The organism is Ruegeria sp. CDSB113 (assembly GCF_059611045.1).
Genome location: NZ_JBXWOU010000009.1, coordinates 16,545 through 32,540, shown reverse-complemented (window position 1 = coordinate 32,540; position 15,996 = coordinate 16,545). Strand labels below are relative to the sequence as shown.

The window sequence follows — 15,996 nt, the reverse complement described above, 5'->3', positions numbered from 1 at the left end:
CTTGTTGCGGAACGGGCGCACTTTCCGCCTATGCAACATGTTGAAAATACGACACCTCCGACGCTGGATGAAATTCTGAACCTGGAAAAGCAGGTTTGGACGGCTCTTGCGGAAGGCAATGCGGCCGCAGACCGGGCCTTGCTAAGCCCGGATTTCCTTGGGGTTTATCCGACGGGGTTTGCGAACCGGGATGATCATGTGGGACAGTTTGCCGACGCGCCGACGATGGCGCGCTATGAGCTAAGCGACACCCGGTTGCGCGTTTTGACGTCCGACATTGTTCTGCTGTCATACCGGGCCGACTATCAGCGACCCGAGGGCGAGGATTGGGATGCGATGCTAATCTCGTCGCTTTGGGAACGGCGGCATGACGTCTGGGTCAACAGTTTCAGCCAGGATACACCGCTGGAGGGCAAATGACCGGGCCTCTTTCCATTCAGCGCCTGCCAAGAGCATTCGATCAGTCGCTTGGCGATGATGCGCGCGCGGCGGTCAGCGGTATTACATCCGAACAGGGCGAGTTGATCGCAGGAGCAGCGGGGTCCAGCCCCTATCTGAAAAACTTGATCGATCACGAAAACGATTGGTTGGCCTCAGCGCTACAACACCCCGATGACGCGCTGGCCGACGTTTTGCAGGCTGCGCAAATGCTACTGCCGGATCAGTTGAAACCGGGGTTGCGACTGGCCAAGCGACGGATGGCGTTGCTGACCGCTCTGGCCGATCTGGCGGGCGCGTGGCCGTTGGAAAAGGTGACCGCGGCGCTTACGGATTTTGGCGCGTTGGCGGCGGATGTGGCGGCCAAGGCCGAGATCGCCAATCTGATACGGCGCGGCAAGCTACCGGGCATGGGGCCGGACGACGTTGAAACCGCCGCGGGGATGATTATCCTGGCGATGGGCAAGATGGGCGCGTACGAGTTGAACTACAGCTCGGACATCGACCTGATCGTTCTGTTCGATGAGACCCGGTTTGATCCTGATGACTTCTACGAAGCGCGGCAAGGCATGGTGCGGGCGACACGCAATTTCTGCGCCACGCTCAGCGACAAGACGGCGGATGGGTATGTATTCCGCACTGATCTGCGCCTGCGCCCGGACCCAGCGGTAACGCCGGTCTGCATGGCGGCTGAGGCGGCCGAGCGGTACTATGAAAGCCTGGGCCGCACGTGGGAGCGCGCGGCTTATATCAAGGCACGCCCATGCGCAGGCGATATTGCGGCCGGACAACGGTTTTTGGATACGCTGCGCCCGTTTGTCTGGCGGCGACATCTGGACTTCGCCGCGATTCAGGACGCTCACGACATGCGCCTGCGCATACGTGAAAATAAGGGAACCGGCGGTGCTCTGACCATTCCGGGTCATGACATGAAACTGGGGCAGGGCGGCATTCGCGAGATCGAGTTCTTTACCCAGACCCGCCAGTTGATTGCCGGTGGGCGTGACCCTGACCTGCGCGTGCGCGGCACGGTGCCCGGATTGGCGGCGCTTGCCGAAAAAGGCTGGGTCCCGCAGGACGTGGCAGATAAGCTGACCGACCACTACCGCGCCCATCGTGAGGTCGAACACCGTATCCAGATGGTCCATGACGCTCAGACCCACAAGGTGCCGCAATCGCCGGACGGGATAGAACGCGTCGCTTGCCTGATGGGAGTAGACGTCGACGAACTGACCCGTGACCTGACCCACAGGCTGACCGAAGTGCACGACCTGACCGAAGGGTTTTTTGCGCCCGGTTCCTCGACGCGCGCGCCAGTTGGCGAGGTGGATTTTGACCAGAACGTTCTGGCCCGCTGGACGACATATCCCGCACTGCGATCGCAACGCGGCGCGCGGATTTTCGAACGTCTCAAGCCCGAGCTGCTATCGCGTTTGGCAAAAACGGCGCAACCGGACGAGGCGCTGCGGGCGCTGGATGGTTTTCTGTCAGGCTTGCCCGCTGGCGTTCAACTGTTTTCACTGTTCGAGGCCAACCCCCAACTGATCGACCTGCTGATTGATATTGTCGGGACATCCCACGCGCTGGCGGCGCATCTGTCGCGCAATGCATCGGTGTTTGACGCTGTGATCGGCGGGAGTTTCTTTAGCGACTGGCCGGGGCAGGCCACGCTGCAGGCGGATCTGGATCATGCCCTTTCGGAGGAAGCGGATTACGAAAGCCAGCTCGATCTGGCCCGCCGCTGGTGCAAGGAATGGCACTTCCGCGTTGGCGTTCATCACCTGCGCGGACTGATCGATGGTGAACAGGCGGGGCAGCAATACGCTCAGCTTGCCAGCGCTGTGATCGCTGCGATCCTGCCGCGTGTGTCCGAACAGTTTGCCCGTAAACACGGTCCGGCCCCGGGGCGCGGTGCGACCGTGCTGGGCATGGGGTCACTTGGGGCGGGGCGGATCAACTCGCAGTCCGATCTGGATATGATCGTGATCTATGACCCGCTGGATCAGGATATGTCCGAGGGGCCACGCCCACTGGCCACTCGCACTTATTACGCACGGTTTACGCAGGCGCTGATCACGGCCCTATCAGCGCCGATGTCGCAAGGGCGGCTGTATGAGGTTGATATGCGCCTGCGCCCGTCGGGCAATCAGGGGCCGGTGGCGACAAGTTGGGCCAGCTTTACCAACTATCAGCAGAACGAGGCCTGGGTTTGGGAACACCTCGCCCTGACGCGGGCCCGCGTGATCGCCGGAAACGAAGGTCTGGCCGAAGACATCGAGGCGTTCCGCACAGGCTTGCTGTCGCAACCGCGTGACCAGCACAAGGCCTTGCGCGAAGTGGCCGAGATGCGCGCCCGCTTGGCCGCTGCCAAATCACCAGCGGGGATCTGGGACGCCAAAAACGGCCCCGGCCGGATGATGGATATCGAGCTGATGGCCGAAACCGGGGCGCTGTTGTCAGGCGTCGTACAGCGCGATGTGCATTCTGGTTTGGACGGCGCCGTCGCTGCTGGTTTGCTGGACGTCGCTCAGGCGCAAACCTTGAAGGACTGCTACGACCTATGCTGGTCCGTGCAATGTGCGGCGCGTTTGTTGTCCGGCAAGGTCATCGAAGCTGACAAGGTCGGCGAAGGCGGATCTGCTTTCCTGTGCCGTGCGACTGGATTTGAACAGGTTGAACAGCTGCAAAGCGCGCTGCAAGACAACTACAGCACGGCCGCCGGGATCATAGGCGGCGTGATCAGGGACGAAGATGATGGCGCAGAGTAAAGATCCAAATGATCACAAGGGGTTGATCCGCGAGGCGTATCGGATCGAAGGCATCACATTGCCTGAATGCCGCAGCATCTTTCTGGACTGGGCGCTCAGCCTGCCGGCTGAACGGGACCAATCCCAGGCGCTGATCGACCTGCATGCCGCCTATTCCCAGCAGGATGCCGATCACCCGATGACGCAGGTGCTGGCTGAGGGGTTGCAATCAGCCAAAACCCCCAAGCGGCGGGGCGGTTGGCGGTCTCGCGACCGCTAGGGCTTTTCCCCCGGGACGTTCGCGACTATGAGGGCGTCATGACCCAAACTGCCGATCACCCCCGTATCCGCCTGAAACCCAAAGCCAACGCACGTGGCCTGCGCCACGGTTTTCCTTGGGTATACGCCAATGACATCGTGACGGACCGTCGAACACGCAAGATTCCGGCAGGGGCACTGGCGGTGCTTGAGGATGACAAACGCGCGCCCATTGCACTGGTTGCGGTGAATCCTGACTCCAAAATCATGTGCCGCGTTCTGGACCGCGATCTGGACGTGCAACTGGACGCCGCGTGGTTCGAAACCCGCCTGCGCCGCGCGCTTGAGATGCGCGAACGCCTGTTCGACGCACCCTATTATCGCCTGATCCACGCCGAAGCGGACGGCTTTCCCGGCGTCATTATCGACCGGTTCGGCGATGCCTGTGTGATCCAGCCCAATGCCGCGTGGGCCGAGGCGCATCTGGAAACTCTGACCGAGGCTCTGGTCGCTGTCACCGGCGCGACAACCGTGCTCAAAAACGCCTCGGGCCGGACCCGAGGGCTGGAAGGCCTGGATGATGTAAACCTCACCCTGCGTGGCACCGCCCCCGATGCGCCGCTGCCGGTGCCGATGAACGGCGCCACGTATATGGCCGACCTGACAGGCGGCCAAAAAACCGGGCTGTTCTACGACCAACGGCCCAACCATGCCTTCGCCAAGCGACTGGTGCAGCCCGGCGCGCGGGTATTGGACGTCTTCAGCCACGTGGGTGGCTTCGGACTGGCCATGCTGGCCGGTGGCGCGGGGCAGGCGCTGTCCGTAGATGGATCTGCAGCGGCGCTGGATCTCGCGACCAAAGGGGCCGAGGCCTCTGGTTTTGCTGACACGTTCCAAACCCGCCAAGGCGACGCCTTCGAGGTCCTGACCCAGTTAGGCGAAGAAGGTGCGCAATTCGACGTCGTCATCTGCGATCCGCCCGCCTTTGCCCCTTCGAGACAAGCGCTGGACGCGGGCCTGCGCGCCTATGAACGTGTGTCCCGCTTGGCAGCAGCTTTGGTCAAACCCGGCGGCTATCTGGGCCTGTGCTCGTGTTCACACGCGGCTGATCTGGGTCGGTTCCGCGACGCGTCGTCTCGTGGGATTGGTCGGGCAGGGCGACAGGCGCAACTGATTCATACAGGCTTTGCCGGGCCCGACCATCCACAACTGCCGCAACTGGCTGAAAGCGGCTATCTCAAAGCTGTGTTCTACCGGCTGTGAAAGCAGTTCTGGATACCTGCGTCATCTACCCTACGGTGATGCGAGAGATGCTGCTCGGCGCTGCCAAACTAGGTCATTTCACCCCCGTTTGGTCGGCGCGCATCCTTGAGGAATGGGCCCGCGCGGCCCGTAAGCTGGGCCCAACAGGCGAGGCTCAGGCCCGCGCCGAAATCGCAATGGCGCAAGCCAATTGGCCCAAGGCCCAGTTTCCCACGGCAGCCAATGTCGAACAACGACTCTGGCTGCCGGACAGCGCGGATATCCATGTTCTGGCGACGGCTGTTGCATCCTCGGCGGACGTGATCGTTACTGTCAACGCCAAGGACTTTCCCCGAAATATCCTGTCCGAAGAAGGACTGGATCGCCGCGATCCGGACAGTCTGCTGCACGGCTTCTGGCAATCCAATCCCGACGGCATAAGCGACACAGCCAACCGTGTCCTGGCCGAGGCCAACCGCCTGTCGGGCGACCAATGGACTCTGCGCCCGCTGATGAAAAAAGCCCGTCTCCCACGTCTGGGCAAAGCGCTCGCCGCGTAACCGGGATCCAGTTTCATCTGGCTAAAAATATCTCAGAGAGCACGATAGGCTGGCCTCTCGCCGCCGTTAGATCAGCCACGGTTCCAACGCTGCTCTAATGCCTCCAGAGCAGCGATCCGTTCGTCTGTTTTTGGATGGCTCATCAACCAGGCGGGCACAACGCCAGCACGCTGCTGCGTCAGGTCTTCCAGCTTGTGAAACAACGACTTCTGCGGCCCGATTCCGATCCCGGCTTTGGTCAGCAAAGCGGCGGCATACTCATCAGCTTCATACTCATCACTGCGCGACAGGCGCGACGCCAGCAGGTGTGTTAGCATATTGGCAATCCACGCGCCGATAAACGGGATAAAGCGGTTCAGCAGCATCATCAAAGCGGCCCGCAGCGCATTCTGCCCGGAAAAGTCGATCATCCGGCGGCGCGCATGCCCCAGCGCCACGTGACCCAATTCATGCGCGATGACGCTTGCCATTTCCTCGGCGGATACCTCGCCACTGCGAAATTTGCGGTAGAATCCACGCGTGATGAAAATCCGACCGTCGGGTGCCGCCAGACCGTTCACGGGGTCAATCTCGTAGATGTAGACCGGCACCCGGTCGATCTCTAACGCTGCAGCCAGCCGGTCGGTCATGCGTTTCAGGGCAGGGTCGGCCAGTTCAGTCGACTTTGCATCCAAATCCTTATGGGTGCGCCAGACGGAAATTCGGTACATCACAATGGCGTAGGCGATCGCCAGCAGGATCGGGGTAAGACGTAGCATGGTACAAATATGGTTTCGGGCAGGGGATTAGGCAACTGGCCCAGTGTCATAAACTCCGCGTTAAATAACAAGATTGTTGTCCATTGCTTCCAACGGCCCACTGCGCAAAAGAAAATCGCCGCCGGTAACCCGCTTGAGGGCAATCAAACTGAGGTGAACAGGTGAAATACCGCGGCTGCCTGACTTGTCGCAGGGCAGGTTGCGCCATAACTTTGAAATTATGTGGTCATTTGCCGATATCCGCCCGGCCTATAGCAGGGCTGAACGTGTCAGTGATGGCGTTGTTCATGTCCTTGGCGTCACTGCGGCTATCGTTGCCGTTCCGGCGCTGATCGCGTTGACCGCGCTATACCGAACCGAGCCTGCTGCTGTTCTTGGGGTCTCGGTCTACGGCTTCACGCTCATCCTGATGCTGTCGTTTTCGGCTTTGTACAACATGGTGCAATCTGATCGATGGAGTGAGCTGCTACGCCGCCTCGATCACTCGGGGATTTATGTCAAGATTGCTGGTACTTACACACCATTCATCTTGCTTTCCGGTGCCCCAATGACTGGGCTCATGATCGGTCTTTGGTCATCTGCGACCCTTGGATCAATCCTGAAAATGATCGACCCGCACCGGTTCCGTTGGTTTGGTTTGGCGCTGTATGTGTTGATGGGATGGGCGTCCGTTTGGGCGGGTCAATCACTACTCGCCGACTTGTCGCAACCAGTTGTGGCGCTGATGATCACCGGAGGCATCGTCTATACCGCGGGCATCGCCTTTTATCTTCTGGATTGGTTGCCGTTCCACAACACGATCTGGCATGTCTTCGTTCTGACAGGCAGCGTGTTGTTTTTCCTTGCGGTTTCGTTCCGCATTGCCTGGGCGCCGGTCCTGCAGATCTGACGGTCAGCGGGTTAGTTCCCGAATCCCCTGTTCCAAACCGGCCAGCGTCATCGGCACCATGCGGTCCTCGAAAACCTCGCGGATCATGCCAATGGAATGGGTGTATTCCCAGTACTTTTCCGGCACCGGATTGATCCACAGATTTGATGTCCACTGCTCGCGCGCACGTTGTAGCCAGACCTGACCGGCTTCTTTGTTCCAATGTTCGTTCGCGCCGCCGGGATAGGCGATCTCATAAGGGCTCATCGAGGCGTCGCCGACGAAGATGCACTTGTAGTCTGAACCATAGGTGCGCAGTACTTCGTGGGTCGGGGTCTGTTGATCCCATCGGCGGTGATTGTCACGCCAGACGCCTTCATACAGGCAGTTGTGAAAGTAGTAATATTCCAGATGTTTGAACTCGGTTCTTGCAGCGGAAAATAGCTCTTCGACAACTTTGATATGTGGATCCATCGAGCCGCCCACATCCAGGAACAACAGCACTTTGACTGCGTTGTGACGCTCGGGGCGGGTTTTGACGTCGAGATAGCCATGTTCGGCGGTGGCGCGGATGGTGCCGTCAAGATCCAGTTCCTCAGCCGCACCTTCGCGGGCCCAACGGCGCAGGCGTTTCAGCGCGACCTTGATATTGCGGGTGCCCAGTTCAACCGTGTCGTCCAGGTTCTTGAATTCGCGCTTGTCCCACACTTTTACGGCGCGCTGATGACGGCTTTCCTTCTGGCCGATGCGCACGCCCTCAGGGTTATATCCATAGGCACCGAATGGCGAGGTCCCTGCGGTGCCGATCCATTTGTTGCCACCCTGGTGGCGGCCTTCCTGATCCTTGAGACGCTCACGCAACGTCTCCATCAGTTTTTCAAAGCCGCCCATAGCCTCAATCTCGGCTTTTTCTTCGTCCGACAGGTGTTTCTCGGCCATTTTGGCCAGCCATTCGGCGGGGATATCGACAGCTTCGAGTACCTGATCAAAGCTGATCTCTTCCAGACCTTTGAAGCTGGCGGCAAAAGCTTGATCGAACTTGTCGATATTGCGCTCGTCCTTCACCATCGACACGCGAGCGAGGTAATAGAACGCCTCGACATCATAGGTCGCCAGACCCTTTTTCATGCCTTCCAGAAAAGTCAGATACTCGCGCAGTGATACGGGAATGCCAGCTTTGCGGAGGTTTTCGAAAAAGGGCAGAAACATGTGTTAACCCACCAAACGAACCAGGATCAGGGAAAGCACCAGACCTACAATGGCAAATGCGATGCCGTAACCGGCCGCATATTGGGCAATATCCGCGCCGCTGCCATTGCGTTTGCGAGCCTTCATCGCGCCAAGGATCGCCCCCAATAACGCCATTCCCAAAACTACGACCATGCGTTATCCGCCTCTGTTGTTGGTGGACGGACCTTCGGCAACTTCCTGCATCAGCGACCGGACCACGACTTTCGAGCCAAAGCCGTATCGCGCCCATGCCAGACTGTCCAGTCTGACGGTACGTGCCTGTTTCGGACGTCCGGCCTGATTGAGCGCTTCGGATTTCAACAGTAACAGAGTTGCCAATTGAGAGGCGTTTTCGGCCCGCGACATGACAGCAATAGCCTTGTCCAATTCGGGCAGGATCTCTGGTCCTTTTCCCTGCGAAAGCGCGAAGGCTGCGGTTTGCGTGGTCACATAAGCCTGATGGATTTCTGTTCCCGGTGCTGAGCGCAGAAATTGCATGGCAATTTCGTAGTGTCGGATCGCTTCTTGCGGATTGTCGAATTGCGCCATTCGGCCAAGAATATAATGCGGATATGCCCGCCGATGGTCGGTCCAGCCCTGTTCCTGCCCGATCTGAACCGCTCTTTCCGCGGCTTTCACCCGGTTGCGTGTGCTTGGCCTTGATCCAAGCGACTTTTGGACGGCGTTGATCCACTCGCGCGGGGTGTCCGAAACAGGTTGCGCGGGCAAGGTGTCGCCGCGCGGGTTCAGCCGGCTAAGGACGCCGGGCAGGACGACCTGGACTTGTTCGCGTGTCATGCCGCTGCGCAATTGGGGCGAATAAGCCGTGCGCAGGATCAGCATGTCAAAACCGGTCAGAATGGTGTGGATGTTGTCGTCGTTGAACACCGAATCCGGCAGGTGATACAGGTCATTCAGCGGCCCCAGAGCCTGTGCCAGTTCCTCGTGCAGGCAGTCGCGCTTTTCCTGCGGGCTCACGTCATAGGGAATGAAAATGCCCAGCCGTTCGCGGCTGCGCAGCGCGGTCCAACTGCTTTTCCGTTTGCGTCGGTCCTGTCGGTATTCCTCAAAGCTTGAGGCGTTGGGAACCACGAAACAGGCGGCTTGGGGCAGGATGCGCTGGATCTGCTCCTGGCTGACGGCCTCGATTGTTATGTTGGCCTGGCCATCAGTCGTCTGGCGAATGTCGATCCCGGCCTCGCGTTGCAGGCGCGTCAACAACCGGGTCAGATCGCGCTGCATTGACGGTGTGGGTGATCCAGTAAGCCGAACGGTGACGGGGCCCTCGAACCGGGTGAATACGGGCAAGGTGGCGCCGCCTTCGAGCGCGAAGTGCAGGGAAAGGAAATCGGACGCAATATTAGCGTTCGACCTAGCGGGTGGTCTTGGTCGGGTTGACGTGAACGCTTTGGCGGGCGGCAGGTTTGCCTCGATCGCCTTAACGCGTGTTGGCGGTTCAGGGGTGGTGACCGCGGTGCATCCGGCAACGGCAAAGCCAAACAGGACCGCAGCGACCCTGATCATGGACGCTGATACCGGATAAAGGGCGTTTGCTTGCCAATCCGATCATAGAGCTTGCGCGCTGTGTGATTGAACTCTTGCGTCAGCCAATAGACAGAAGGCGCGCCTCGCCGGTCGGCCTCATCATACACTGCTTGTATCAACGCGCGGCCAACACCGGTTCCGCGCGCCTCAGGCCGGGCGAACAGGTCTTGCAGATAGCAAACGCTTTCCTCTTTCCACGCATGGCGGTGAAATAGGTAGTGGGTCAGGCCAACAAGATGACTATCCGCTTCGGCCACGAAACAGGAAAAATCATTGGGATCATCCCCAAGCAGCCGTGCGAAGGTGCGGTCATATGTCTGCTCTGGCACGGTCGTTTCATAAAACGCCAGATAGTCGCGCCACATTCCGGCCCATTCGGCGCGGTCCTCGGGCTGCAACGCTCGGATATTGAGGGCGTCAGACAAGCAATGGCTCCTATGTCGTCAGGTCGGAATGCCCGACAACGCCGGACGGCCTTTTAACCAATGCTGACACCCGGCCCCCCGCATGGCAAGCGGGGATCACCAAGTGTTCAATATTCTCAGCGTTTGCTGCGCGCCATGAAGGCGAGGCGTTCAAATAGGTGAACATCCTGTTCGTTTTTCAGCAGCGCGCCGTGCAACTTGGGCAACGCATTGGCCCCGTCGCGTTTGAGGTCCTCGGCGGTCAGGTCTTCGGCCAGCAACAGCTTGAGCCAGTCCAACACTTCCGAGGTCGACGGTTTTTTCTTCAACCCCTGCGTTTCACGGATTTCGTAAAACTGGGTCAGCGCTGTGGTCAGCAATGCATCCTTGATGCCCGGGTGGTGCACGTCGACGATACGGCGCATGGTCGCCTCATCCGGGAAGCGAATGTAGTGGAAGAAACAGCGCCGCAGGAACGCGTCGGGCAGTTCCTTTTCGTTGTTCGAGGTGATGATCACGATGGGGCGGTTTTTGGCTTTGATGGTGTCCCCGGTTTCGTAGACGTGGAACTCCATCTTATCGAGCTCTTGCAGCAGATCATTGGGAAATTCGATATCGGCCTTGTCGATCTCATCGATCAGCAGCACGACCTTTTCATCGGTCTCAAAGGCCTGCCACAGTTTGCCCTTGCGAATATAGTTCGATACGTCATGCACGCGCTCGTCGCCCAACTGGCTGTCGCGCAGGCGGCTGACCGCGTCATATTCGTACAGGCCTTGCTGCGCGCGGGTGGTGGATTTCACGTTCCACTCAATCATCTTCAGCCCCAGCGCGCCTGCTACCTGTCTGGCCAGTTCAGTCTTGCCGGTTCCGGGTTCACCCTTGACCAGCAGGGGACGTTCCAGCGTAACGGCGGCATTCACCGCAATTGTCAGGTCATCGGTGGCAACATATTCGGCTGTACCTTGGAAACGTGCGGTCATGGGCCCCTCATTCAATATCGCGCGGCATGTGTCTTTGGGGTTATAGCGGGGTGAAAAATTTGACAAGACTGGTCGCTACGTCGCGCGGGGCGAAATTGATGTGCGACTCCAATGCCTTTGGTTGATTCGGGCGCTAACATAGGGCGCGACTATTTTGAGAGCGCCCCAAAAAAGCCTGCCAATTTTCACAGAAAAACAAGGATTTGTTGTTTTAAGTCTCATATTTAGACGACCTGAAACAGCACGCAGCCGGGCTAAGTTTCCATAGTGACATTCCCCCCGCTGTCGGATAAACGCTCCGCAGAAGGGGATTGCCGCATGTCAGGTGAAGCAAAGGTGACCGGCGTTGCAGGCCACACCGAGGGAGCAAAAATGAAGCAGGAAGTATTTCTGCCAGAGGATTATCGTCCAGCCGAAGACGAACCATTCATGAACGACAAGCAGTTAGAGTATTTTCGTCGTAAGCTGCTGGATTGGAAAACCGAACTTTTGGCAGGCAGCCGCGATACGATCGAAGGGCTGCAGGACAACACTCGCAACATTCCGGACGTCGCAGACCGCGCAAGCGAGGAAACTGACCGTGCGCTGGAACTGCGGACACGTGATCGCCAGCGCAAGCTGGTGGCCAAGATTGACTCGGCCCTGCGCCGGATCGACGAAGGCGAATACGGATATTGCGAGAAGACGGGCGACCCGATTTCGCTGAAGCGTCTGGATGCGCGCCCGATTGCGACCATGACGCTTGAGGCGCAGGAACGCCACGAGCGCCGCGAAAAGGTCCACCGCGACGATTGATCGCTGGAAAAATCAGAATTCTCAAACGCCGGGGTCTTTTGCTCCGGCGTTTTTGCTTTAAGCCAGTGATATGAATATCAACGGTCTGAAATTTGGCATCATCGGCGGTGGTATCGGTGGGATCGCCGCCGCTCTGGCGTTGCGGCAACGCAGCGCTCAGGTCGTGGTTTTTGAGCAGGCAGCTGAATTGACCGAGGTCGGCGCCGGCTTGCAGATCAGCGCCAACGGAATGGTTGTGCTGCGTGCCCTAAACGTTGTCGGTGAAACACCCGAGGCGGGCCAGCGGTCCCACGGGACGGTGCTGCGCGATTATCGGGCAGGGCGGTCTGTCAGTGAGATACCGGCACCAGCCGCTGGACCTACCTATTACTACCATCGTGCTGACCTGCTGGGATTGTTGCACAAAGCAGCGCTTCGGGACGGTGTCGAGTTTCGACTGGGCGCACGAGTTGCGCAGGTGTGCAAACATCCCTCCGAAGCCGAGATTGTTCTGGAAGATGGTACAAACCTGCGCGTTGATTGTGCGATTGCCGCCGACGGTGGGCGAAGCACGATCCGGGCAGACCTGAACGGGCCCGAAGTACCGAAATTCACCCATCAGGTGGCCTGGCGGGCGACGATTCCTTGGGCGCGTCGCGATCCCAAACCGCGCGCCGTTCTGACGATGGGGCCGGGCCGGCATGTTGTCACGTATCCTCTGCGCGATCACACTTTGATGAACGTTGTCGCGATCGAGGAACGATCCGATTGGCAGGAAGAAGGCTGGCGCCGACGCGGCGACCCCGAGGAACTGCGCGCTCGATTTTCCGACTTTGGCGGCGTGGTCGGGGAAATTCTGGGGCAGGTACAGGAACCCCACATCTGGGCGTTGTTTCTGCGACCCGTCGCAGAACGCTGGCAGAACGGGCGCATTGCATTGTTAGGGGATGCGGCTCACCCGACACTCCCATTTATGGCGCAGGGTGCCTGTCTTGCGCTTGAAGATGCGTGGGTCCTGGCCCGATCTTTTGATGACCAATCCGGGATAGAGCAGGCGCTGTCCACTTATGAAACCCGCCGTCACCGAAGGGCGCAGCGGGTGGTTTCTGCGGCCGGTGCCAACGCCCGAAATTTCCACCTGCGTGGCCCGATGCGGCTGGCCGCACAGGCTGCTCTGATGGCGGTCGGGCCACGGTTGTCCCGGAAATACGACTGGATTTACAGCTACGACGCGACGGCCTGAGGTTTCACAGGTCCAAGTCGACCCAGACCGGGACATGGTCCGAGGGCTTTTCATGCCCGCGTATCTCGGCATCAATCCTGCAATCGCGCAACAGATCGGCGGCCTGCGGCGTAAGCAGGAAATGGTCGATACGGATCCCGTCATTGCGGTTCCAGGCACCGGCTTGGTAGTCCCAGAACGAATAATGCTCAGGACCTTGGGTGACGGCGCGGAACGCTTCCGTGAACCCCAGATTCAGGATTTTGCGAAACGCGGCGCGGCTCTCCGGCCGGAACAAAGCGTCCTCGCGCCACGCATCTGGACGTTTGGCGTCTTCGGCCTGCGGGATGATGTTGTAATCGCCTGCCATCAGCGCGGGCTCTTCGCTCGCCAGCAAATCGCGCGCGCGGTCATATAGCCGCTCCATCCAGGACATCTTGTATTCGTATTTCGGACCCGGCACCGGGTTACCGTTCGGCAGGTACAGACCGCAGATCCGAAGGGCTTTTTTGCCAATGACGGTCGCCTCAATCCAACGGGCCTGTTCGTCCTCGTCGTCACCAGGAAGGCCCCGAGTCACATCTTCAAGTGTCAGCTTGGACAGGATCGCCACGCCGTTGAAGCTCTTTTGCCCGTGGGTTTCGACGTTGTAACCGCGCTCTTCAAACAGCTCGCGGGGAAAATTCTCGTCGATCGACTTGATCTCTTGCAGCAAAACGACGTCCGGCTGCGCGTCATCCAGCCAACGGGGCAGGGCTTCGGCTCGCGCTTTGATGCCGTTGATGTTGAACGTGGCGATTTTCATGCGCGATCCTCCGGCTGGCTGCCGGTTGATCTATCCCTCAACCGCGCGGGCAGGGCAAGGTCACATTGAAAATGAAGTGCCGCAGCCGCAGGAAGAGGTAGCGTTGGGGTTCTCGATCACAAACCGCGCGCCGATCAGTTCCTGCGTGAAATCGATCACCGCGTTTTCCAGAAACGGCAACGAAATCGCGTCGACGATCACTTTCTGGCCTTTGCCTTCCAGCACAAGGTCGTCTTCTTTCGGTTCGTCCAGCGCGATTTCGTATTGAAATCCGGAACATCCGCCGCCTTCCACTGCGACGCGCAGGGCTTGTCCCTGATCGGCTGCGCCGATCTCGGCGAGACGTTCAAAGGCGCGTTCTGTAACTGTGGGGGGCAGATTCATGCCAAACTCCAAAGGTTTATTTCCTTTACGCCTTACAATATAGAAAGTGCAAGGACAGGCGACAAGGACAAGGCCTTTGAACATAGCGGGTTTTGCCTCGAACCCAGGCCGCGCCAGGGGGCGGCTTGTGCCAGAGGAGGAAAGCAGTTTCCGGTCATGCTTTCAACGCGACAGGGACCGGATCATTCACGCCAGCGCGTTTCGGCGGCTTAAGCACAAGACACAAGTGTTTGTAGAGCACGAGGGCGACAGCTATCGCACGCGCCTGACCCATTCTATCGAAGTTGCACAGGTCGCGCGAACAATCGCCGGAGCTTTGGGCTTGAACGGCGAACTGACCGAGGCCGTGGCGTTGGCGCATGATCTGGGACACACACCGTTCGGACATACGGGCGAAGATGCCCTACACGCGCTCATGGAGCCTTACGGCGGATTTGACCACAACGCACAGGCCATTCGTATCGTCACGAAGCTGGAACGCCACTATGCCGAGTTTGACGGATGCAACCTGACATGGGAGTGCCTAGAGGGGATCGCCAAGCATAACGGGCCGGTCACCGGTGATTTGCCGTGGGCACTGGCCGAGTGCAACGCGAGTTTCGATCTGGAGCTGTACACTCATGCCAGTGCCGAAGCACAAGTTGCCGCCCTTTCGGATGACATAGCCTATAACAACCATGACCTGTTGGACGGGTTGAGGGCGGGTCTGTTCACGGATGATGAAATCGGGCAATTGCCTATCGTCGGTGACTGCTATGCCGAGGTGGATCGGAGATATCCGGGTTTGGATTCTTATCGGCGCCGGCATGAGGCGCTGCGCCGTGTTTTCGGCGTCATGGTATCCGATGTGATTGTCACGTCGCGTGGGCTGATCACGAGTTCGGGCGCGGAGACCGTCGAGGAAATTCGCAATCTTGGTTATCCGGTGATCCAGTTCTCGGGTGGCTTGTGGGCGCAACTCAGGGAAATCCGAGCCTTTTTGTTCAAGCAGATGTACCGCGCGCCCAGCGTCATGGACGTGCGCGCCGAGGTTAGCAAAGTCGTGGAAGATCTGTTCCCAATCTACATGAACGATCCGAAACAGATGCCCGCGCGCTGGCATGAGGATATAGAGGCGGCCAGCGATGAAACAGCGCTGGCGCGGATTGTCTCTGACTACATTGCAGGAATGACCGACCGATTTGCCCTGCAGGATCACGCAAGGCTGGCTGGTACCTGATCACTCTATCCCGATATAGGCCAGCGCCCAGACCTGCTGGCCCGACTGTTCGGCGGCCAGGTCGGGGTCATCGGTCGGGGGGAAGACGATCATAGTCGGGCCATAGCCGCCAACGCCCATCGGTGAGCCGTCGGCATGGGTCGCGACGATGGGTTGATGGGCGGTGATGCTGTCCCAAGGAATTTCAGACTGATAGCCATCCATGGCCATTGGCTTGGCGGTTTTTCCTTCGGCCCCGGCCATGATCAACAGGTCCGACAGGCGTGGCCCGGAAAAGGCGATGTCGCTCTTATTGTCTTCCGGGCCGTAAAGAATAGTGATTTCAACCTGCTCCAGTCCGTCCAACATGGCCGCATCAAAGCCGGCGGCTCCGTCGTGCTGAACCTCCAAGTATCCCAGCAGACCGCCATCGTTTTCACCGCGGGCTGGCAGGTTGGTTTCCGTGACCGCTCCGCCAAGGGTCAAAAGTACATGGCCTTGCGGTTCAGGCATGTCGGCCCAAAGCGGCAGGGCAGAGGTCAGAACGAAGGCGATTGGCAGGGCAAGGCGCATAGGGGTT

Annotated in this window: 18 protein-coding genes; 9 read left to right on the top strand and 9 right to left on the bottom strand. The window is 59.1% G+C overall.

Features of this window, described 5'->3' with window-relative positions; translation table 11 throughout:
- Positions 1 to 30: 30 nt before the first annotated feature.
- From AC2FIS_RS15540 to AC2FIS_RS15520, 5 genes are read left to right on the top strand one after another with little or no spacing between them, the layout of a single operon-like run.
- Positions 31 to 420 (top strand): DUF4440 domain-containing protein, encoded by a 390-nt coding sequence (locus AC2FIS_RS15540; protein WP_496774224.1) that lies wholly within the window; start codon positions 31 to 33, stop codon positions 418 to 420.
- Positions 417 to 3,206, top strand: a complete 2,790-nt coding sequence (locus tag AC2FIS_RS15535; RefSeq protein WP_496774222.1) for a [protein-PII] uridylyltransferase family protein — start codon at positions 417 to 419, stop codon at positions 3,204 to 3,206. Before AC2FIS_RS15540 ends, AC2FIS_RS15535 begins: the two co-directional genes overlap by 4 nt.
- Complete coding sequence (locus tag AC2FIS_RS15530) at positions 3,193 to 3,465, top strand: hypothetical protein (protein WP_108859046.1); 273 nt, start codon at positions 3,193 to 3,195, stop codon at positions 3,463 to 3,465. Before AC2FIS_RS15535 ends, AC2FIS_RS15530 begins: the two co-directional genes overlap by 14 nt.
- A 38-nt stretch (positions 3,466 to 3,503) precedes the next feature.
- On the top strand, positions 3,504 to 4,706 hold the full coding sequence (locus tag AC2FIS_RS15525) for an RSP_2647 family RNA methyltransferase (protein ID WP_496774221.1): 1,203 nt from the start codon (positions 3,504 to 3,506) through the stop codon (positions 4,704 to 4,706).
- The gene (locus tag AC2FIS_RS15520) at positions 4,703 to 5,245 is read left to right on the top strand and encodes an RSP_2648 family PIN domain-containing protein (protein ID WP_496774220.1); all 543 of its coding nucleotides are present in this window, start codon (positions 4,703 to 4,705) and stop codon (positions 5,243 to 5,245) included. The genes AC2FIS_RS15525 and AC2FIS_RS15520 overlap by 4 nt, the downstream gene beginning before the upstream one ends.
- A gap of 71 nt (positions 5,246 to 5,316) precedes the next feature.
- On the opposite strand, the gene AC2FIS_RS15515 is transcribed toward AC2FIS_RS15520, so the two are convergent.
- Positions 5,317 to 6,003, bottom strand: coding sequence for a M48 family metallopeptidase (locus tag AC2FIS_RS15515; RefSeq protein WP_282120510.1), 687 nt, complete (start codon positions 6,001 to 6,003; stop codon positions 5,317 to 5,319).
- Positions 6,004 to 6,223: 220 nt separating this feature from the next.
- On the opposite strand from AC2FIS_RS15515, the gene trhA reads away from it, so the two are divergent.
- The gene (gene trhA, locus AC2FIS_RS15510; protein ID WP_282120511.1) at positions 6,224 to 6,892 is read left to right on the top strand and encodes a PAQR family membrane homeostasis protein TrhA; all 669 of its coding nucleotides are present in this window, start codon (positions 6,224 to 6,226) and stop codon (positions 6,890 to 6,892) included.
- A 3-nt stretch (positions 6,893 to 6,895) separates the two neighbouring features.
- Here trhA and AC2FIS_RS15505 read toward each other — a convergent pair whose 3' ends face one another.
- The 5 genes from AC2FIS_RS15505 to AC2FIS_RS15485 form a co-directional block, all read right to left on the bottom strand.
- Positions 6,896 to 8,080, bottom strand: a complete 1,185-nt coding sequence (locus tag AC2FIS_RS15505; RefSeq protein WP_496774219.1) for a vWA domain-containing protein — start codon at positions 8,078 to 8,080, stop codon at positions 6,896 to 6,898.
- Between the two features lie 3 nt (positions 8,081 to 8,083).
- Complete coding sequence (locus AC2FIS_RS15500; protein WP_186437468.1) at positions 8,084 to 8,254, bottom strand: hypothetical protein; 171 nt, start codon at positions 8,252 to 8,254, stop codon at positions 8,084 to 8,086.
- 3 nt (positions 8,255 to 8,257) lie between these two features.
- On the bottom strand, positions 8,258 to 9,625 hold the full coding sequence (locus tag AC2FIS_RS15495) for a DUF2927 domain-containing protein (RefSeq protein ID WP_496774217.1): 1,368 nt from the start codon (positions 9,623 to 9,625) through the stop codon (positions 8,258 to 8,260).
- On the bottom strand, positions 9,622 to 10,071 hold the full coding sequence (locus AC2FIS_RS15490; protein ID WP_496774216.1) for a GNAT family N-acetyltransferase: 450 nt from the start codon (positions 10,069 to 10,071) through the stop codon (positions 9,622 to 9,624). The genes AC2FIS_RS15495 and AC2FIS_RS15490 overlap by 4 nt, the downstream gene beginning before the upstream one ends.
- A gap of 116 nt (positions 10,072 to 10,187) precedes the next feature.
- Positions 10,188 to 11,033, bottom strand: a complete 846-nt coding sequence (locus AC2FIS_RS15485; protein ID WP_109311345.1) for an AAA family ATPase — start codon at positions 11,031 to 11,033, stop codon at positions 10,188 to 10,190.
- A gap of 372 nt (positions 11,034 to 11,405) precedes the next feature.
- Between AC2FIS_RS15485 and dksA the strand changes: the two genes are divergently transcribed.
- Complete coding sequence (gene dksA / locus AC2FIS_RS15480; protein ID WP_058274529.1) at positions 11,406 to 11,828, top strand: RNA polymerase-binding protein DksA; 423 nt, start codon at positions 11,406 to 11,408, stop codon at positions 11,826 to 11,828.
- Positions 11,829 to 11,898: 70 nt separating this feature from the next.
- Positions 11,899 to 13,050, top strand: a complete 1,152-nt coding sequence (locus AC2FIS_RS15475) for an FAD-dependent monooxygenase (RefSeq protein WP_496774215.1) — start codon at positions 11,899 to 11,901, stop codon at positions 13,048 to 13,050.
- Positions 13,051 to 13,054: 4 nt separating this feature from the next.
- Here AC2FIS_RS15475 and xth read toward each other — a convergent pair whose 3' ends face one another.
- The gene (xth, locus tag AC2FIS_RS15470; RefSeq protein WP_496774214.1) at positions 13,055 to 13,834 is read right to left on the bottom strand and encodes an exodeoxyribonuclease III; all 780 of its coding nucleotides are present in this window, start codon (positions 13,832 to 13,834) and stop codon (positions 13,055 to 13,057) included.
- Between the two features lie 60 nt (positions 13,835 to 13,894).
- Positions 13,895 to 14,218, bottom strand: coding sequence for a HesB/IscA family protein (locus tag AC2FIS_RS15465; RefSeq protein WP_058277565.1), 324 nt, complete (start codon positions 14,216 to 14,218; stop codon positions 13,895 to 13,897).
- A gap of 76 nt (positions 14,219 to 14,294) precedes the next feature.
- On the opposite strand from AC2FIS_RS15465, the gene AC2FIS_RS15460 reads away from it, so the two are divergent.
- Complete coding sequence (locus tag AC2FIS_RS15460; RefSeq protein WP_282169397.1) at positions 14,295 to 15,437, top strand: deoxyguanosinetriphosphate triphosphohydrolase; 1,143 nt, start codon at positions 14,295 to 14,297, stop codon at positions 15,435 to 15,437.
- Here AC2FIS_RS15460 and AC2FIS_RS15455 read toward each other — a convergent pair whose 3' ends face one another.
- Complete coding sequence (locus AC2FIS_RS15455; protein ID WP_496774213.1) at positions 15,438 to 15,989, bottom strand: putative pterin-binding protein; 552 nt, start codon at positions 15,987 to 15,989, stop codon at positions 15,438 to 15,440.
- Between the last annotated feature and the right edge of the window lie 7 nt (positions 15,990 to 15,996).